The sequence below is a fragment of the Mycobacterium sp. E342 genome, assembly GCF_001667665.1.
Taxonomy (GTDB): Bacteria; Actinomycetota; Actinomycetes; order Mycobacteriales; family Mycobacteriaceae; genus Mycobacterium.
Genome location: NZ_LZJM01000134.1, coordinates 1 through 18167 on the forward strand (window position 1 = coordinate 1; position 18167 = coordinate 18167).

At 63.8% G+C, this 18167-nt stretch carries 19 protein-coding genes; 10 read left to right on the forward strand and 9 right to left on the reverse strand.

Features of this window, described 5'->3' with window-relative positions; genetic code table 11:
- From A5692_RS08590 to A5692_RS08600, 3 genes are all read right to left on the reverse strand, one after another.
- The coding region (locus A5692_RS08590; RefSeq protein WP_068054636.1) for an RND family transporter at positions 1-2367 on the reverse strand (2367 nt) is incomplete at its 3' end.
- The gene (locus tag A5692_RS08595; protein ID WP_067918982.1) at positions 2364-2801 is read right to left on the reverse strand and encodes an MmpS family transport accessory protein; all 438 of its coding nucleotides are present in this window, start codon (positions 2799-2801) and stop codon (positions 2364-2366) included. The genes A5692_RS08590 and A5692_RS08595, both read right to left, overlap by 4 nt.
- A 368-nt stretch (positions 2802-3169) precedes the next feature.
- On the reverse strand, positions 3170-3775 hold the full coding sequence (locus A5692_RS08600) for a TetR/AcrR family transcriptional regulator (RefSeq protein WP_068054639.1): 606 nt from the start codon (positions 3773-3775) through the stop codon (positions 3170-3172).
- A 144-nt stretch (positions 3776-3919) separates the two neighbouring features.
- Here A5692_RS08600 and A5692_RS08605 point away from each other — a divergent pair, with 144 nt between their 5' ends.
- From A5692_RS08605 to A5692_RS08645, 10 genes are read left to right on the forward strand one after another with little or no spacing between them, the layout of a single operon-like run.
- On the forward strand, positions 3920-5149 hold the full coding sequence (locus tag A5692_RS08605) for an amidohydrolase family protein (protein WP_067918983.1): 1230 nt from the start codon (positions 3920-3922) through the stop codon (positions 5147-5149).
- Between the two features lie 30 nt (positions 5150-5179).
- Positions 5180-6331 carry an amidohydrolase family protein gene (locus A5692_RS08610; RefSeq protein WP_156765990.1) on the forward strand — a complete coding sequence of 384 codons (1152 nt, stop codon included), beginning with the start codon at positions 5180-5182 and terminating at the stop codon, positions 6329-6331.
- Positions 6331-6549: a hypothetical protein gene (locus A5692_RS08615; RefSeq protein WP_067918984.1), complete on the forward strand. Its 219-nt coding sequence runs from the start codon at positions 6331-6333 to the stop codon at positions 6547-6549. The genes A5692_RS08610 and A5692_RS08615 overlap by 1 nt, the downstream gene beginning before the upstream one ends.
- Before the next feature lie 25 nt (positions 6550-6574).
- The gene (locus tag A5692_RS08620; protein WP_067918985.1) at positions 6575-7744 is read left to right on the forward strand and encodes a cytochrome P450; all 1170 of its coding nucleotides are present in this window, start codon (positions 6575-6577) and stop codon (positions 7742-7744) included.
- Between the two features lie 36 nt (positions 7745-7780).
- Positions 7781-9274, forward strand: coding sequence for an aldehyde dehydrogenase family protein (locus A5692_RS08625; protein ID WP_067918986.1), 1494 nt, complete (start codon positions 7781-7783; stop codon positions 9272-9274).
- Positions 9271-10482, forward strand: coding sequence for a CaiB/BaiF CoA-transferase family protein (locus A5692_RS08630; protein ID WP_067918987.1), 1212 nt, complete (start codon positions 9271-9273; stop codon positions 10480-10482). Before A5692_RS08625 ends, A5692_RS08630 begins: the two co-directional genes overlap by 4 nt.
- Positions 10479-11309, forward strand: a complete 831-nt coding sequence (locus tag A5692_RS08635) for a mycofactocin-coupled SDR family oxidoreductase (protein WP_255397003.1) — start codon at positions 10479-10481, stop codon at positions 11307-11309. The genes A5692_RS08630 and A5692_RS08635 overlap by 4 nt, the downstream gene beginning before the upstream one ends.
- 12 nt (positions 11310-11321) lie before the next feature.
- Positions 11322-11693 (forward strand): isochorismatase family protein, encoded by a 372-nt coding sequence (locus A5692_RS30140; RefSeq protein WP_255397004.1) that lies wholly within the window; start codon positions 11322-11324, stop codon positions 11691-11693.
- A gap of 11 nt (positions 11694-11704) precedes the next feature.
- Positions 11705-11944 carry an isochorismatase family protein gene (locus A5692_RS30145; RefSeq protein ID WP_255397005.1) on the forward strand — a complete coding sequence of 80 codons (240 nt, stop codon included), beginning with the start codon at positions 11705-11707 and terminating at the stop codon, positions 11942-11944.
- The gene (locus A5692_RS08645; RefSeq protein WP_068054633.1) at positions 11941-12873 is read left to right on the forward strand and encodes a VOC family protein; all 933 of its coding nucleotides are present in this window, start codon (positions 11941-11943) and stop codon (positions 12871-12873) included. The genes A5692_RS30145 and A5692_RS08645 overlap by 4 nt, the downstream gene beginning before the upstream one ends.
- A 120-nt stretch (positions 12874-12993) precedes the next feature.
- Here the strand turns inward: A5692_RS08645 and A5692_RS08650 are convergent, their stop codons facing one another.
- Genes A5692_RS08650 through A5692_RS08675 form a run of 6 tightly spaced genes read right to left on the reverse strand, consistent with a single transcriptional unit; the run spans position 12994 to position 18075 of the window.
- On the reverse strand, positions 12994-13356 hold the full coding sequence (locus A5692_RS08650) for a DUF732 domain-containing protein (RefSeq protein WP_082962479.1): 363 nt from the start codon (positions 13354-13356) through the stop codon (positions 12994-12996).
- A gap of 44 nt (positions 13357-13400) precedes the next feature.
- Positions 13401-14117 carry a CAP domain-containing protein gene (locus A5692_RS08655; protein WP_231984243.1) on the reverse strand — a complete coding sequence of 239 codons (717 nt, stop codon included), beginning with the start codon at positions 14115-14117 and terminating at the stop codon, positions 13401-13403.
- A 44-nt stretch (positions 14118-14161) separates the two neighbouring features.
- Positions 14162-14773, reverse strand: coding sequence for a hypothetical protein (locus tag A5692_RS08660; RefSeq protein ID WP_067918991.1), 612 nt, complete (start codon positions 14771-14773; stop codon positions 14162-14164).
- Positions 14770-15501 carry a mammalian cell entry protein gene (locus tag A5692_RS29425; protein ID WP_197509078.1) on the reverse strand — a complete coding sequence of 244 codons (732 nt, stop codon included), beginning with the start codon at positions 15499-15501 and terminating at the stop codon, positions 14770-14772. Before A5692_RS29425 ends, A5692_RS08660 begins: the two co-directional genes overlap by 4 nt.
- Positions 15465-16934, reverse strand: a complete 1470-nt coding sequence (locus tag A5692_RS08670; protein ID WP_067918992.1) for an MCE family protein — start codon at positions 16932-16934, stop codon at positions 15465-15467. The genes A5692_RS29425 and A5692_RS08670 overlap by 37 nt, the downstream gene beginning before the upstream one ends.
- Before the next feature lies 1 nt (position 16935).
- Entirely contained in the window at positions 16936-18075 is a 1140-nt protein-coding gene (locus tag A5692_RS08675; protein WP_082962481.1) for an MCE family protein, read from the reverse strand.
- Positions 18076-18167: the final 92 nt, after the last annotated feature.

Genomic DNA, 18167 nt, shown 5'->3' on the forward strand with positions numbered 1-18167 from the left:
TGCCGCCACCAGGCTGCGGGTGATGAGCAGCATGATGCCGAAGATCAGGATGAGCGCGGCGATCCCGGCGACCATCAGGTCAATGTTCACTCCCTCTTGCATATCGCTGTACATCGATGCCATCCCGGCCAGATACACCTTCGAGGTCTCCAGCGGGGTGCCCTTGATGGCGTCGGCGACCGCGTCTTTGATTCCCTTGACGTGTTGGATGCCCTCGACCGTGGCGGGGTCGCCTTGATGGGTGATGATGAACCGGACGGCCTTGCCGTCTGGGGAGACAAACATCTTCAGCCCACGTTCGAAATCTGGGCTTTTGAAGACTTCTGGTGGCAGATAGAACGAGTCATCATTCTTGGCTTCGTCGAAGTACTGTCCCATCAGGGTCGAGCCCTCGGCGGCTTCTTGCATGTGTGACTGGATGCCGGCCATCGTGCTGTGTGTGGAGAGCATGAAGTCTCGCATCGCCTTCATCGAGGCGATGGTGGGCGGGAGATCGGCCAGCAGTTGGGGCATCAACCGATCGAGGTGGTCGAGATCGCCACTGAGCCCTTCGAGTTGATCGGCGAGATCATCAATTCCGTCCAGAGCGTCGAAGACCGACCGTAAGGACCAGCAGATCGGAATATCGAAGCAATGTCGTTCCCAATAGAAGTACGAGCGGATCGGTCGCCAGAAGTCTTCGAAATCCGCCATTCGGTCGCGCAATTGGTTGGTGGTATCCACCATGTCGTGGGTCTTGCCCACCATGCTGTGTGTCGTTGCGGTGAGCTCGCGCATCACCCCGTACATGTGTTCCAAAGTGGCGACCGTCTTACCCAGTTCGTCGGCCTGCTCGAGCATGTGCGCCATGTTGTCGTTCATGAACTTTGCTGTCTGCAAGGTGCTGGAGTTCTGCATGGCAATCTGAAAGGGAATCGAACTGTGCTCGATCGGGGCCCCCAGCGGCCGGGTGATGGTCTGCACCCGTTCAATGCCCCGCAGGTGAAACACGCTCTTGGCGATCCGATCGACCACCAGCATGTCCGCCGGGTCCCGCAGGTCATGGTCGGCTTCGACCATGAGCAGTTCAGGGTTCATGCGTGCCGGCGAGAAGTGTTGATCGGCGGCGGCGTACGCGACATTGGCGGGCATATTAGGGGGCGTGAATTTTTGGTCGTTGTAATTGGGCACGTAGGTCATCAGGCTGACGAAACCGATGATGGCGATCATCGTCGTCACGACAATGATCGGTATCGGCCAGCGCACCACGGCGGTTCCAACCTTGCGCCAATTACGCGTGGAGAGATTGCCTTTCGGGTCGAAAAGCCCGAATCGAGAGCCCACCGCCAGGACGGCCGGCGCCAGTGTCAGCGCCGCGGTCACGATCGTCAGCAGCGCGATCGCACAGGGCAGACCCATCGTCTGGAAATACGGCAACCGGGTCGCCGTCAAGCACACACAGGCGCCCACAATGGTCAAACCCGAACCCAAGATGACATGCGACACGCCGCGATAGGCCGTATAGAAGGCTTCTTCTCGCTCCTGGCCCAGGGCCCGGGCCTCGTGATAGCGACCCAGCAGGAAGATGAGGTAATCGGTCCCCGCCGCGATGCTCAGCATGGTCACCATACTCACCGCGTAAGGGGTCAGACCGATGAAGTTCAGGTTACCCGCTGTGGCGGTGACACCTTGTGCCGCAAATAGTTCGATGCCGATCACCACCAGGCATAGGATGGTCGTGCCGATCGAGCGGTAGACAAGCAGCAGCATCCCGAAAATGACGCCGATCGAGACCAGCGCCATGGTCGCCATGCTCTTGTGCCCGACGACGCTGACGTCGGCGTTGAGCACGGTGTTACCGGCCACATACGCCTTGACACCCGGCGGCGCGGGTACCTCGGAGACGATCTTGCGCACCGCGGTGACCGATTCGTGGCTGGGCGTGGTGCCCTGATCACCGTCGAGGAACACCTGCACGTAAGCCGCCTTGCCGTCCGCACTCTGCGAACCGGCAGCGGTCAACGGGTCGCCCCAAAAGTCCTGGACATGCTGCACATGCGCGGTGTCAGCCTTGAGCTTGGCCACGATCCGGTCGTAGAACTGGTGCGCGCTGTCGCCCAGTTTCTCTTGGCTCTCCAGCACCACCATCGCCGAGGAGTCCGAACTGAACTCCTTGAACACCCGGCCGATGTGCATCATCGACTTGAACGCCGGCGCGTCTTTTGGGGTCATCGGCACTGAATGTTGGGCCGCGACGTCGTCCAGTGAGGGCGAGATCAGGCCAAGGCCAACCGCGAGCAGGGCCCAGAACAATACGATCGGCAACGACAGGGCACGGATCACCCGTGCGATCACTGGTCGGCCCGGAATCGAATGGGTTGCGCTCATACCGCTTTCACCAAGCAGTAGATGAACGGCTGGTACTCGTCGCTGCGACGATCGTCGCGCACCTGACCGTCAACGATGACCCGGCACCGGATGGCGTTCACCTGGGAGCTGCCCTGGGCAACGATGTTGGCCGACATCGACGGCAGCGTCGTCACGATGGTGTACGACCACGGCAACGGTGCGGAGTCGACAAGATGCGGCTGCCCGTTTTCATCCAAATAGTTGACGTTCACATTCCCGCCCGTCGCGCTGGTGATCTCATACGTAATATGCTTGGGATTAAAGGGTTTCGTATTATCTGCGTTAGCCTCGCCCACTGGCGTCACACCGTTGACGCCGAAGGTGTCACGAATGCGAACGACCACGTAACCGCCCAAGGTGACAACGACGATAAGAAGCAACGGGATCCATGCCCGCTTGACTGTTCGAAACATATTCTTCCCCTGACGCCTGCCAGCTCGGGGCTTGGTGCTCCACCGAAGGCAGTGCTGAGACCGCGACGGCAGTCCTCGGCAAGTGCGGAACTCAGGTTCCGTCCTCACCGTGAACTGTACAGCATGGCGGCGCGCCCCGTTCGGTAGTGCCTAGGCTGTGGGGGCGCGCAAAGCGTTCCGCCTTATCATCTGGTCTGACCGATTACGGATGGGTATCAGCGGCGCAGCTTCAGCGCTGCGCCACAGGCGATGTCGCAACGTTCAGCTTCGCGGCAGTCCAGCAGTCGTCTCTACCGGGTCGGAAAGAGCGGATTCAGAAGATTGAAGCATTCCGGGGCCAACGCATCTTCGCTGCCGCGGCACCGGTCCTACTCGTTGGCCAGTCGCAAGATCATGTCGGCCAGCGCGCTGATCACCTCGTCTCTTTCGACGGCGACGACCTGGATCTTTTCGGCGTGCCAGGCGCGGTCCAACATCCCGAGCACGGCTATACCCACGACCTCAGGCGAGTGATCGCCCGGCCCGGCGATCGCCTGCCCGAGCCTGAAGGCTGATCGGCTTACCGTACGGTTGCGCGAGCGCCGGAACGCCTCCTCCTCGGGCGACGAATGCCAGGCGCCCAACACGAATGCCCCGTGGCGGTCCAGAAACGCGAAGTACTCGCCGACCCATGAACGCAGAGCTTCCGCCGTGAACGGCCGGGGCACACTGTCTAACCGTTTCAACACCGCCATCACGTCGCGGTAGGCGCTCTCGCCCAGGACGGCGAAGATCTCTTCTTTGTCCTTGAAGTACGTGTAGAAGCCGGCGCGCGAAATGCCACAGGCCTCGGTGATCGCGTTGACGGGTGTGCCGGCGAAGCCGCGCTGAAGGAACAACTTTCGGCTCGCCTCGAGAATCAGCGCCCGGGTCCGCTCCCCACGCCCGGCCTCTTCCGACCCATCGGCGGGCCTTTTCCCTTGCGTCACCGTCATGTCCGCCACCATAGGTGACGATGTCGTCAAGCCGCAATATCTCACGCTCAGAAGGATACTGCAGCGGCTGATGCGGCACGTACTTGACACAGGCGTCAAGTGAGTCCAAGCTCAGATTCGTACACCGATCCGAAAGAGACAGCGATGAAGCCGATGACCGACGCACCGATCTTCGACGCCGACCAGCACATGTACGAAACACCCGGTGCGTTGACGAAATATCTCCCCGACCGCTTCGCCAAGGCCGTGCAGTTCGTCCAGGTGGGTCGGCGGACCCGTATCGCGATCCTGGGCCAGATCACCGAGTACATCCCCAACCCCACCTTCGACCGGGTCGCTGCACCGGGCTCGCACGAGAAGTTCTATTCAGGTCACAACCCTGAGGGGCTGACGTTACGCGAGATGCAGGGCGCGGCGATTGAGGCACCTCCGGCGAGTCGAAATCCCGAGGACCGGGTCAGGGAATTGGACCGCCAAGAGGTCCGCGAGACGCTGGTCTATCCGACACTGGCCAACCTCGTCGAGCATTCGGCAGCCGAGGATCCCGAGCTCACCATGGCGATGATCCACGCGCTCAATCAGTGGATGCTGGAACACTGGCAGTTCACCTACGCCGACCGGCTATTCATGACGCCGGTGATCAACTGCGCCGAGGTGGACGGCGCACGCCGGGAGCTCGAGTACATCCTGGACAACGGCGCCAAAGTGGCGTTGCTCAAACCCTCCCCGGTTAAGGGGTTTCGCGGGTGGCGCTCTCCCGCAATGCCCGAGTTCGACCCGTTCTGGCGCGATGTCGAAGCCGCGGGCTTGCCAATCGTCCTGCACGCGAGCCAGCCGCCGCTCGACGGCTATATCAACCAGTGGGAACCGCCCGACACGAACAGCTTCATGGAAATGAGTGCCTTCCGGTGGGTTGTGTTGGGGCACAGAGAGATATCCGACATGATCGCCAGCCTGATATGCCACGGCACGCTGACCCGGTTCCCGGGACTGCGCATCGCCAGCGTGGAGAACGGCAGCTCGTGGATCAAGCCCCTCTTTCACGATCTCGACGACATCTACACCAAGATGCCGCAAAACTTCGAGGAGCATCCGCTTGACGTATTCCGCCGCAACGTCTGGGTTAGCCCGTTCTGGGAGGGCTCGGTGGCCGAGGTGGTCGAGACGGTGGGCTGGGACAAGGTGCTGTTCGGTTCCGACTACCCGCACCCGGAGGGCCTGGCAACTCCCAAACGGTTCTACGAATACGCCGAAGGCATGGACGAACGACGCACCTACGACTTCATGGGCGACAACGCCCGCCGCTTTATGGGGCTGCCGATTGCGAATCCCAACCCGGACGCCATGAGACCACCGCAGCTGGCCTCCGCCTGAGAACTTCGAAGCGACGCAAGGAGAACGCCGATGCCGTTGCAGCCGTGGATGCAGCTGATCTCGGTCGACGACCATCTGATCGAGCACCCGACTGTGTGGAGCGACCGGCTCCCCCGCAAATACCTCGATGCGGGGCCGAAGATCATCGATTTCGAACGTCCCGACACCGGGGCATTGACCCAGGTGTGGCAGTACGAGGACCGCATCTACCCCTACATCGGCCTGAACGCGGTGGCCGGCAAGAAGCCCCAGGACTACGGCGTCGAGCCGGTGCACTACGACGACATGATCCCGGGCTGCTACGACCCCAAGGCACGCGTTGCTGACATGGATATCGATGGCGTGCAGGCGATGACGTGTTTCCCGTCCTTCCCACGGTTCGCCGGCGCGGTATTCGCGGAAGGGGAGGACAAGGAGCTCGCCCGCCTTTGCTCACGGGCGTGGAATGATTTTCATCTCGATGAGTGGGCAGCCACTGCGCCGGACCGGTTCATCCCCGTTGCGATGCTGCCCTTTTGGGATATCGACGCAAGCGTCGCGGAGATCCACCGAGTCGCCGAGAAGGGCGCCAAGACGGTGACGTTCCCCGACCTCCCGGACAGGCTGGGGCTGCCGTCGGTGCATTCCGATCACTGGGATCCGGTCCTGTCGGCCGTCGAAGAGACCGGGATGGTACTGGCACAGCACTTCGGCTCCGGCGGCTTTCCGCCCCCGATCGCGCCGGACGCGCCGTTCGCCGTGTTCATCGCCCTGATGGGGACGATGTCGATGACGGCGATGACCGACTGGCTGTTCTCGAATACGCTCTACCGTCATCCGAGGCTCAAGATCGGTCTGTCCGAAGGCGGAATAGGCTGGATTCCATACATTTTGGAACGCTGCGACAGCGTGTGGCGCAAGCACCGTTTCTACAACAACATCAACCAGGAGCATCCGCCGAGCGAACTGTTCAAGAAGCACATCCACGGCTGCTTCATCGAAGACGACTTCGGGGTTGAGGTACGTGACTTCATCGGCGTCGACCGCATTACGTGGGAGTGCGATTACCCGCATTCGGACTCGTATTGGCCGCAGAGCCGTGAACGCGCCGCCGAGACCCTCAAGGACGTGCCCGACGACGAGGCACACCGGATGGTGGAATTGAACGCGCGCGAGTTCTACAACTTCCCGCGGGCGGCCTGATGGACGCGCGGGAGGTGGAGGACTGGGCCGACCAGGATCTGCTGACCAAAGACGAGGCGCGGGACCGGCTCGACGACGCGATCGTTCGCACCCAAAGCCGGCTTGCGACATTGCAATACCCAGCCGATGAGGCGGAGATCCGCTCGGTCACACGGCGGCTGGCCGCCATGGAGTCGGTTCGCGGTGAACTCGACGCCTACCTGCACAACCAGGACTGATTCTCAAGCAAGGAGAGTTGTTCGGATGACCAGCGTGCATGCAGTGCCGGAGCTCGAGTATGAGTCGTTGCCGATGGCCGACGACCGAAAAGTCGGTTGGGACAACCTCCGCGACATGGGGCCCGTCGTCCTGATGCACGGTTGGTACTACCTGACCCGCCGTGACGACGTGCTACACGCGCTGCGCAACCCCGAGATCTTCTCGTCGAAGAAGGCGTTCGACACCCTTGGCAGTCCCCTGCCGCTGGTGCCGATTTCGTTCGATCCGCCCGAGCACACCCGGTTCCGCAAGATCCTGCAGCCCTTCTTCAGCCCGCACACCCTGGGCGCGATGTTGCCGGCGCTGCAGCAGCAGGCGGTCGGAATGATTGAGGCACTTGCGCCGCACGGGCATGCCGACGTCGTCACCGAGTTGGCAATGCCGTACCCGTCGCAGGTGTTCCTCACGCTCTACGGCCTGCCGTTGGCCGATCGCGCCAAGCTCGTGAAGTGGAAGGACGCTGTCATCGAGCTCGCCGACAGCGGCACGACGCTGGAAGACCACGATCTCGGGCCTGCTCTGGAGCTGTTCGCCTACCTGAGTGCGGCGATCAACGAGCGCCGCGCCAACCCGGGCTCCGACGTCTTGTCGGCGGTGCTGACGGGCGAGGAGCCCCTCGACGACGCCGAAGCGGTCGGACTGAGCTTTCTGTTCGTGCTGGCCGGACTGGACACCGTCACGGCGGCAATCGGTTTCGCGCTGCTGGAGCTGGCCCGCCGACCCGACCTGCGGTCCGCGCTGCGGGAGGATCCCGAGCTGATAAAGGTCTTCGTCGAGGAGATCGTCCGGCTGGAGCCACCGGCGCCGATCCTGCCGCGAATGACGACCCGGGAAGTCACCGTCGGCGGCGTCACGCTGCCGGCCGACACTCCGGTGCGGTTACTGATCGCCGCGATCAACCGCGACGGCAGCGACGCCACGTCGGGAAATGAGGTGCTGATGGACGGAAAAGTTCACCGGCACTGGGGTTTCGGCGGTGGACCGCACCGCTGCCTTGGGGCCCACCTGGCACGCATGGAACTGAACCTCATCATCGAAGAGTGGTTGCGGCGCATCCCGGATTTCGAGCTCGAGCCGGGTTTCCGACCGCGGATCGGCTGGCCGGCCAATACCTATTCGCTCACCAGTCTGCCGCTGCACTGGGAAGCACGTTGAGACAGCACCGATAACGCCAGCACGGAGGTAGCGCCAATGACGATCGCACCAATGCCGACCAGTGCTGTCGATTTCCATCCCGAACCCCGGATGTTTATCGACGGCCGGCTGCGCGACGCGTCGAGCGGTCAGGTCATCGACAACATCAACCCTGCCAACGAGGAGGTTCTCGGCGTGGCCGCCGACGCCGGCGCCGAGGACATGGCTGAGGCGATCGCGGCCGCCCGCCGGGCGTTCGACACCACCGAATGGTCGACAAACCGGGATTTCCGCCGGCACTGCCTTCATCAGCTACACGACGCGCTGCAGTACGAAAAAGAAGACATGCGAGCGGAACTCGTGGCCGAGGCCGGCGCTCCGGTGTCCTCCACCTACATCGCGCAGCTGGACTGGCCGCTGGCCGATGCGGTGCACTGGCCCGCGGAGCTGATCGCCCGGTTCCCGTGGGAGCGCATGCTCGCCGAGGACGCGAAGCTTGGGGTGCCCTACAACCGGGTTGTCGTCAAGGAACCGATCGGCGTGGTCGGGGCCATCACGCCGTGGAATTTCCCGTTCGAGATCATCAGCAACAAGATGGGCCAGGCGCTGGCCACCGGCAACACGGTGGTGCTCAAGCCTGCCATCGAAACACCGTGGACTGCGCTGCGCTGGGGTCGCATCATCGCGGAAAAAACCGACATCCCTGCCGGTGTCGTCAACATTGTGCCCACCTCGGACAACACCGTCGCCCAACGGTTGCTCACCGACCCGGCCGTCGACATGATCTCGTTCACCGGGTCGACTGCCGTCGGCGAGTTGATCCAGCAGCTGTCGGCGGCCACCATGAAACGCAATCTCCTTGAGCTGGGCGGGAAGTCCGCCTACATCGTGCTCGATGACGCCGACATGGCCCTCGCGTTGCCGGGGTGTATGGGTGCGCTGATCCACTCGGGACAGGGTTGTGCATTGACCACCAGGATGCTCGTGCCGCGCGCACATTATGAGCAGGCCGTCGAGGTCGCCACCGCCACGTTCGCGGCGATCGGTGTCGGCGATCCCGCCGACCCGGCCAACTTCTGCGGTCCGCTGGTATCTGCCAAGCAGCGCGACCGCGTGCTTCGCTGCATCGAGAGCGGTCGGCAACAGGGCGCCCGGCTGACCGTCGGTGGTGGTGTACCAGAGGATTGTGAGCGCGGCTATTTCGTCGCGCCGACGGTTGTCGCCGATGTCACTGCCGATATGCGGATCTTCGCCGAGGAGATCTTCGGCCCGGTGCTGACGATCACGCCGTACGACAACGGTGACGACGGCGCGGTCGAGCTGGCCAACAACTCGACCTACGGATTGGCGGGCGCGGTGATGGGCTCACCCGACCGGGCCATGGCGGTGGCCCGCCGCATCCGCACCGGCTCGATGATGGTCAACGGCGCGATGTATTACGGCGCCGATGCACCGTTCGGGGGGTACAAGCGCAGCGGCATCGGCCGGCAGAACGGAATCGAGGGGTTCGAGCAGTACCTGCAGACCAAAGTGATCGGGTACCCGAAGTGACCGACATCCTGCGCGGGATCCGCGTGGTCGAGCTGGCCGCGTGGACGTTCGTCCCCGCCGCCGGCGCGGTGCTGGCCGACTGGGGTGCCGACGTTATCAAGATCGAGCACCCCGAAACCGGTGACCCCCAGCGCGGCCTGATCAATTCGGGGGTGGTGCCCGGCAGCGGCGGGGTCAATCACTTCGTTGAGCAGCCCAACCGCGGCAAGCGCAGCATCGGCCTGGACACCTCGAATCCTGACGGGCTCGAGCTGCTGATGCGGCTGCTCGAAACCGCCGACGTCTTTCTGACCAACCTCTTGCCGGGTTCGCGCCGGCGGATGGGTGTGGATGTCGAGCAGGTCCGCGCCCGAAACCCGAAAATCATCTACGCCCGCGGGCACGGCTATGGCACCAAGGGTGACATGGCCGACCGGGGAGGCTTCGACCTGGCGGCCTACTGGGCGCGCGGCGGAATCGGCGAGGCCTACCGGACAGGCGACGGGTCGTACCCGCCGCTGCAGCGGCCCGCGTTCGGCGACGTGTACGGCGGGCTGGCGATCGCCGGCGGCATCGCGGGCGCCCTGGTGAAGCGGGAACGCACCGGTGAACCGTCGGTCGTCGACGTCTCCCTGTTGGGCGCCGCGGTGTGGCAGCTGGGACCCGACATCGTCGGCGCCGGGGTGCTGGGCAATGACATTCCCAAGTTCCAGCTAGACGCGATGCCGAATCCGGTCGCCAGCGTCTACCGGACACGCGATGGCAGGTTCATCGCCTTCGTGCTGCTGCAGGCTGATCGGTTCTGGGCCGAGTTCTGTTCCCGGCTGGGACGCGACGACCTCGTTGACGACGAGCGATTCGCGACTGCCGCAGCGCGGTTCGCCAACCGCGTTGACTGCGTCGCCGAGCTGCGCGCCGCCTTCGGCACACAGGACCTCTGTCACTGGGAGAAGGCTTTCAGCGGGTTCGACGGGGTCTGGGATGTCATGCACACCGCCCACGACGTCCACACCGATCCGCAGGCGGTCGCCAACGGCTATCTGCCGCGCACCAGGGATGCCCAGGGCAACGAATTCGCCTTGGCGGCAAGCCCCGTGCAGTTCGACGAGACGCCGCTGCGGTTGACCCGCGCGCCCGGTCACGGTGAGCACACCGACGCGCTGCTGGCCGAATTGGGCTTCAGCCAGGAAGAAATCATCGATTTAAAGGTGAAGGCGGTCGTGTTGTGAGCGGAGTGTTGGATGGCCGCGTGATGTTCATCACCGGCGCCGCGCGCGGTCAGGGCAGATCGCACGCGGTCATGTGCGCCGAGGAGGGTGCCGACATCGTCGGCGTCGACATCTGCGCGGACCTCGACGTGGTGCCGTACAAGCTGGGGACATACGAGGATCTGCAGGAGACGGCGCGGTTAGTGGAGAAGACAGGTAAGCGCATGATCGTGCGTGCCGCCGATGTACGTGATAAGGCGGCGCTGCAAGCCGCCTTCGACGACGGCGTGAACGAACTCGGCCACATCGACACCGTGTTGGCGAACGCCGGGGTGATCCTGAGCAACCCCGACGAGCGCGACGCCTCCGAGGCGCTGCGGGTCGGCATCGACATCATGCTCATCGGTGTGTGGAACACCTTTCAGGTGGCCATCGAACACCTCAAGGAGCGCGGCCAGGGCGGCAACCTGATCGCAACGAGCTCGATGGCCGCCCTACTGAACCTCACGGACGGCTCCGGGGGCTCTGACGCCTACAACATGTCTAAGCTGGCGATCACCGGCCTGGTCCAGTCGTACGCCAATCTGCTCGCACCCCACCGTATTCGGGTCAATGCCGTCGCGCCGACCAACTGTGCCACGCCGATGGTCACCGACAATCCCACCCTGTTCAAGGTGATCGAGCAGAACCCGAATCTCGCCAACGCGATGCAGACTGCACTGCCCGATCTTCCGCTGATCGAATCGAAGGACGTCAGCAACGCAGTGCTGTTCCTGATATCGGAGGCGGGCCGGTCGTTCACCGGAAGCGTGCTGAAGGTCGACGCCGGCATGGGTGTGCGACGGTAAGTGATGGCGCCATTGCCTGCTACCGACCGTGGCCGTGTCGCGGTGCTGTGTGTCAAGTGCCAAACCGGTGTGCTCGGGCCGGATTCGGTGCTCCCGCGGCTCGCGCAGGACTGTCCCGGGCTCGTCGCCGAGCTGCAGCGGCTACTCGACGCGGCGCGTATCGCGGGCGTACACGTCGTGCACGCGACGTACGAGGGAGCGCACGATGCTCAGCCAGTCGGTAGGGCGAGGATTTGGCGGGTATTGGCGCCCGCCACCGCCGACTGGGAGCCCGGCGTACCGGCCACACAGGTCGTTCCCGAGCTGTTGGCACCCACTGACGTGGTGGTGCCGCGCCACCACGGCCTGTTTCCACGCTCGACACCGACCTGCTTGCGGTGCTGAGAAGGCTCGGCGTGGACACTGTTGTGCTGGCCGGTGTTTCGTTGAATCTGGCACTGCCCGTCACCGCCGGGCAGCTGTCCGACGCGGGCTTCCACCTCATCGTGGCCCGTGACGCTGTCGCGGGGACGCCGCCCGACTATGGCCAGCAGGTGCTCACTCAGACGATGGCGATGCTCGGTCGCCTGACGACTATCGACGAGCTCATCGCGTCATGGACCGTCGATGTCGCGCAGCACACGAGATCTTCATGACGGCGACCGATCTGGCCCGCCGATTCCTGCATGTCAACCTCAACACCGCCAACGCCGAAGCCGCGCAGGCGTTCCTCACCGACTGCCTCGGCCTGGTTCTGCAGATGCAAACGGATCCAGACGAGTTGGTCGACGGTGAGATCCTGGGGCTGCCGGGCGAGGTCCGTTGTGACACCCGGTTCTTCTACGACAGCCGCGGCCCCCGATTCTCCTGCGCAATCGAGGTCATCCACTGGCTCGATCCGGCTACTGCGGCCTGCAGTGCGCCCGACGCTGCGTCGGGCGGGCTCAGCGCATTGGCCTTCCGCGTCGCCGATCGTGGGCGCACCGTCGAGATGATCCGCGACCACGGCTATCACGTCCTGTCCGAGGATGCTGTCGGCCTGATCACTGGTGCGCCCGCCGCCGTCGCGGTCGGCCCCGACGGACTAGTCGTAGAACTCGCGGACATGAGGGGCGGCGCGACCGGTCGCGTGCAATTCGCCGGAGCGCGTGTCACCTGCGCCGACCTTGACGAGTCGCTACGGTTCTACACGAGCATTGGCTTCAACCCGCTCGGTGAGGCCCGCCCCCGGACGGTGCGATTGCGCGATCTCGGTCTCGACGTCGACGATTCCGACGATGTGCGGGTGTGCCACCTCGGGCTGGCCGAAGACGGTCACACCGCGAGGCTGTGCCTGACGCAACCGGCCGCACGCGCACGGCCGGTGGTCAAGCAGCCCAATGAACAGGGGCTCTACCGGTGCGCGTTACGTGTGGAGAACACGCCGCGCGCGATCGCCGCCACGGCCGAGGACATCGTCGTGCGCGGACCGATTTGGTGTCCCCTGCCCGGCACCCCGATCGCCGGCCTACACATCGCGTTCCTCACCGCACCCGAGGGCACTGTCATCGAATACGTCGAACGACCGCTAGAGCACTTCGCATAGCAAGCGGCCGGGCACAAGACGGGCTACACCGGACCCGAGCCGAGGCGCTCGGTGGGAACGGCGCTGTGCCCATCACGTACGGCCCGGCCTGCGCAATCACGACGCCGTGCTTGCTCAGGATTAGGGCGCCGGAGGCTGGTAGTGCGCGGCGGAGTTTCTCAGCTGCCAGATCTGTTCGGGGCAAAGGATATTCACCGCGTAGGAGACCAGGTAATTTGCCGCGTACTCGTCGTTAGGGGTCACGTCGCGTTTTACATCGCCCATCACTTGGGGATACGTTTCGCCGCCACTCACCTTGTCGCAGATGCCGTGGCCGTAGCCAATTGCATCGTTGTTCGGAAAGTTGTAGTGGCGTCGCACCATGACGTCGTAGACGTATTCAACTTCGGGTGCGGGCGCCGCGTTCGCGAACGGCGCCTCGACTACGACGCCAATCCCAGCAGCGAAGATGCCCGAGATGACTCGCGACTTCCGCCAATTCATCCTGTTGTCCTTTACAGACCTGTGGCGACGCATCGCCAGTCCGCCTACTGCGGTGGATAGCCGGGGGGTGGGTATGCGCCCCTGAGGATCCAGGGCAGCCAGCTCAGGCCGAATTGCAGCTCATCGCTAGCGTCGTAGTCGGGGGTTGGATCCATGGCCGCCGGAGCTTCGGCAAGAACGTCGAGGGGCTGGGCGGGCTGGCCTGACTGTCCCGGCTGCGTCGGATGCCGGGGCGGGTCTGGTTGCTGCGGGTGTCCGTAGACGGCGACAACGACGGTCCGGCTGAGGCTGTTCTCCGACCACACCCCGACTTGGGTGTTCGCGCAGTCCGACATAGTCGCTCGGGATGCTGGGTCGTTGAACCACTGGTTGAGGATTTCGACACCGTTGATGGAGAGCGCTGGGTTGATCGCCACCGTTTCGGCGACCGGACCGCGGTAGCCGGCGGCATCGGCCCGGTCTTGCGGGCTCGAGCCATCTGAGCCGACGTTGCCGTCAAGGTTGCGGTTGTTCATCAGGTCGTCGGTGTGCCGCTGGGCGGCCAGTTGAAGCTGCGGATTGGGGTTGACGTCGTGCTGGCAACCAGCCTGACGCTGTGCGGTGTAGACGTTGGCAAGCACCCCGTCATTGAGCCGCTTGTTGTTCGGCACAAGGGTGTTGTTGTCGTTGTCGGCATGGGCGGCCGGCATGGTCAGAGCTGCCCCGACTACCAGGAGCACGGGAGCGGTCACCGCCTGCACGGCGGCGCATGTTCGGTGAATCATCGGCTCTTCCTTTCTCTGATCACCGGCTGGTTGACCGATGCTTAGATGGGCGCGAAGTCGGATATGAGCCAATGGTTGTCGCGCCTATCCACGGTGACCCTTACTGTCGAGGCGGTGGTGGACGGTGGGTCGTTGCCGACCGTAATGCTCTGGTTGACAAACACCATGACCACCGCGCGATTGGGACTCGCCGATATCGATGCGGCGGCGGGCACTGTGGCAACGGCCGCGATCTTCTTCTCTTTGGACCCCGGGATCACGACGTCGTGGGTCAGCTGGGTGTAGGCATCGCGGAAGTTTCCGGTGAGCCGGTCGCGGGCTGCCTGCAGCTCGCGGTCGACGCTGTCGGGACTGTAAGTCAGAATCTTGACCGTGCTCTCGCTCGCCGCCTGAACGGATTCGATTTGGGCGGAGCGTATTTCGGTGTCGGTAGTCTTCTGCCATTTCAGGTATCCAACGCCCCCGGCGAGGAGCATCGCCAATCCGGGCAGCAAGCCGAACACCAGCGCGGACTGGACGCGAGAGCGCCGTCTTACCAGTGCGATGTCCTCGGCCCCTGCGTCGGTACCAGGTGGGTGCTCGTCTACGTTCGGCGCATCGTCGCGGGGTTCGTGTTCTTCGATCCGCAATTTGTGGCGGTTCAGGCGCATCATGGCACAAACCCAACGTTCGAAACCTTCATCGTGTCACCAACTTTCTGGACGTCGACGCGCATCCGCCAGTGCCGCGGTGCCTGATCGGACGCGCCGACGTTCGTTGTATTGACCGATACCGCCACCAGGACGCGGGCGGACTCTCCGGTGCTGGACTCCAATCCGGCGTCGGTGATGCTGCCATGGGTCTTGGATTGCGCACGCTTGACCACGTCGATGAACGCCGGGGCGTGTTTCGAGAAGTCCTCGCGGAACTGGCCTGTCGAGGAATCCAGGATGCGCTGGACGTCGGCGTCGGCATGGGTGTAGTCGATGGTGGTCAGGTTGAGCGCACCCTGCCTGCCCGCCGTGAGGAACGCAGCACGCAGCATGCCATCCTGGCGGTCTCGGTAGACACCGTACCCCAACCAGCCACCCAGTCCGCCGAGCGCCACAACGGCAACGAGTCCAATTACCAATGCAGGCCATGTGCGGGGCACCGAGACGCTGGGCCCCGATTCGTCGTCGCCGTCGGCCATGACGTCGGCGTCGTCTTCGTCGCCGATAACATCCGGATCATCGCGTGCCTCCTCGCCCGATGCCACGGCGGTGTCGCCGCCGTCGGAACCCGGTTCGGGGTCATCTCGATCCGGCCGGTCGGCCAGCGCAGTAAGCCTTGTGGCCGTATTTGTCAGCAAATGGGACGACCCGTTCACCGGCCCTTCGGCGGCATCAGCATTGATTGCCACGTCTGCTCCTTCGGGGTGTTTTGAGCCAAATCGGTTTGGGTGTAAACATTCCCGTCAGGACCGACATAGGTGCCGGTTACGGGATCGTATGCGGCCGCGGCGATCGCCGGCACCGGCGGCGGCTGGGCGGTCGGCGGTGGCGCCGCCCGCGGCGGAATTGCCGGACTGAGTTGGGGGACGTCTTGACCCGACAGGGTAGCGTTGGGGTCACCTTTCCAACTGTCACCGTCGTTGAGCGGCACGTACTGCTCGTCGCTTTCGCACATTTTCACGGTCGGCGCCCGCTTGCCCGGCACCGTTTCGCAGGGGATGTTCCGGGCGCCGCGCACGTTGAAGGTGGCGTCGTGCGGGATCCGGCAATACATGTCCCCTGCTGGGCGGTCCGGATAGTCCGCGGAGACTGGGACACGGCGCTGCTGGGCCGGAAGGAATCCTGTCGTGCACGGCCGCGGGACATTGAGGTTCAAGTGAAAACTCAGATATATACCCCGGTATGCCGTCTTGAGATCTTGGTCGGGCACGCTGGCCGCGGCGATGTCGCCGATCCCGAGGGGCAGAAGCACCAGCAACTGTTCGAGGTCGTTCGAATAGGTAACCGCGACCTGCTCGACGCTGACCAGGTTGGCCAGCAGAGTCGGCAACGTTGGATTGAGCCGATCGAAAAGGGCCTGCACCTCATCCGCGGCCGCGGGCACCTTGCGGAGAATGCCCGCGACAGCACGATCCTGGGTCTGCAGCTCACCGGTGATCGTCGCCAGGTGCGACGCCCACGCCTGCACCGAATCCTTGGTTTCGCTCTGGGTGTCGAGAACTGGCCCCGCGCCGTCGATCAACGTGGTGAGCGCGTCGACATCGTGACGGGCGTCGATGGCCAACGAGGTCGATCCTCTGACGAAACGCGAGAATTCCGGGCCCAATCCCCCGAATGCGGTGAAACTCTCGTCGACGACGGTCTTCAGATTGTCGTTCGGGATTGCTGCAATGCCCCGGTTTGCGGCGTCGAGCAGGTTGTTGATATCCGGCGGCACGGAGGCCCGGCTAAGCGGTATGACATCACCGTCCCTCAGCGGCCGCGATGTTGCGTTTCGCGGCAGCAACGCGACGTATTGTTCACCGACCGCGGTTTGGCTATGCACCTGGGCATCAAGATCTGAAGGTATGCGCACGTCAGATCGCAGTGAAAGCTCGGCGGCCACACCGTCATTAGTGAGATGTACCGAGGTGACACGCCCTACTTCAGTGCCGCGGTATGTCACGTTGCCTGATGAATACAGGTTGGCGGCCTCGGGCAGATCCACCGTCACGGTGTAGTGACCCACCCCGAACAGCAGCGACGGCAGCTGCATGTAGCCAAAGCCGATGATCGCTACAGAGGTGAGCGCCACGACGGCGAAGACGGCCAACTGGATCTTGATTCTTCGGGTTAAGTTCATGTCACGGCCCTTGATCCCAACGGTATGGCGCGATGAGCGGGTTACCCGCGGTGTAGGGGCTTGGCATCTGGCCAATGGTGCGGCCCCATTGCATCTCCAGTTCGGTCAGGTTTCCTTCCCATCGGGTGCCGGTGAATAGGCCTGCGTCCAAACGGCTCAAGGTCAAGTCGAAGATCGCCGTGAGATTCGCGTAATCCCCGCGGAGCCACTTGTCGAGCGTTTCGTTGGGCCATGGATAGGTGAGCAGCTGGCTCAGCGAGCGCGTAAGTGCGGGGCCGGCATTGGCAAGCGACTCAAGCACCGGCCCGATCTGGTGCAGCTCGGCCACCAGGCTCTCCTTGGTCTGGTTGACGGCCTTGGCGGTGAGCGCGCTGAACTTGCCGAGCTGATCCGCCGCGTCGACCAAATGGGCGCGCTGGTCTTTGAGCACCGCCAGCGCGTTGGGGACGGTTTGTAGTGCGCGGTTCACCACCGGTTGGTCTGCGGCGAACTGGCCGACGAGGTTGTTGAGTTTGTCCGTGGCGGAGATGATCTCGTCCGATTGGTCGTTCAGATAGCCGATGAACGTGTCCAGCTGGTGTATGAGGCTGCGCAAGTCGTGTTCCCGCCCGGCGAACGCCGTACTCAGGGACTGGGTGATCTCCTGAATCTGCCCGAGTCCGCCGCCGTTGAGCAGCAAAGAGGCAGCCGAGAGGGTCTGCTCGGTAGTCGGGTACATGCCGGCTGATGACAGCGGAATCAGCGACCCTTCGTGGAGGTTCCCGTGCGGCGCAACGTCGGTTGGCGGCGCCAGTTCGATGTGCACCGAGCCCAGCAGGCTTGTCTGACCGAGCTTGGCGGTGGCGTTAGCCGGCAGGTGGACGGTTCCGGCGAGCCGCAGCGTGACCAGTGCGTGCCAGCCCTGGCGCTCGATCTTGGTCACATTACCCACCGTGACGTCTCCGACACGCACGCGCGAATTCTGTTGCAGGGTAGTGATGTCGGGTAGCTGCGCCTGCACAGTATAGGAGCCGGGCCCTTCCCCGGCAGTGCCGGGCAGCGGCAACGAGTTCAACCCTCGCCATTCGCAACCCGATAAGACAACCGTGGTCAGCACCGCCAGGCCCAGGAACGCGCCTCGCGTCCATGCCGCCCGCCTCACGATCCCCCTCCGGGGGGCGTCATCAGGCCGGACAGTCCCGCGGCGGGGTCAGTCGGCGTCGCTGGGGGGGGAAGCGCTTGCGAGACAGGGGG

Excerpts from the sequence above, each read along its gene's own strand:
- A5692_RS08595 (WP_067918982.1), bottom strand. The coding sequence starts at position 2,801 with ATGTTTCGAACAGTCAAGCGGGCATGGATCCCGTTGCTTCTTATCGTC.
- A5692_RS08600 (WP_068054639.1), bottom strand. The coding sequence starts at position 3,775 with ATGACGGTGACGCAAGGGAAAAGGCCCGCCGATGGGTCGGAAGAGGCC.
- A5692_RS08605 (WP_067918983.1), top strand. The coding sequence starts at position 3,920 with ATGAAGCCGATGACCGACGCACCGATCTTCGACGCCGACCAGCACATG.
- A5692_RS08610 (WP_156765990.1), top strand. The coding sequence starts at position 5,180 with ATGCCGTTGCAGCCGTGGATGCAGCTGATCTCGGTCGACGACCATCTG.
- A5692_RS08615 (WP_067918984.1), top strand. The coding sequence starts at position 6,331 with ATGGACGCGCGGGAGGTGGAGGACTGGGCCGACCAGGATCTGCTGACC.
- A5692_RS08620 (WP_067918985.1), top strand. The coding sequence starts at position 6,575 with ATGACCAGCGTGCATGCAGTGCCGGAGCTCGAGTATGAGTCGTTGCCG.
- A5692_RS08625 (WP_067918986.1), top strand. The coding sequence starts at position 7,781 with ATGACGATCGCACCAATGCCGACCAGTGCTGTCGATTTCCATCCCGAA.
- A5692_RS08645 (WP_068054633.1), top strand. The coding sequence starts at position 11,941 with ATGACGGCGACCGATCTGGCCCGCCGATTCCTGCATGTCAACCTCAAC.
- A5692_RS08650 (WP_082962479.1), bottom strand. The coding sequence starts at position 13,356 with ATGAATTGGCGGAAGTCGCGAGTCATCTCGGGCATCTTCGCTGCTGGG.
- A5692_RS08660 (WP_067918991.1), bottom strand. The coding sequence starts at position 14,773 with ATGATGCGCCTGAACCGCCACAAATTGCGGATCGAAGAACACGAACCC.
- A5692_RS08670 (WP_067918992.1), bottom strand. The coding sequence starts at position 16,934 with ATGAACTTAACCCGAAGAATCAAGATCCAGTTGGCCGTCTTCGCCGTC.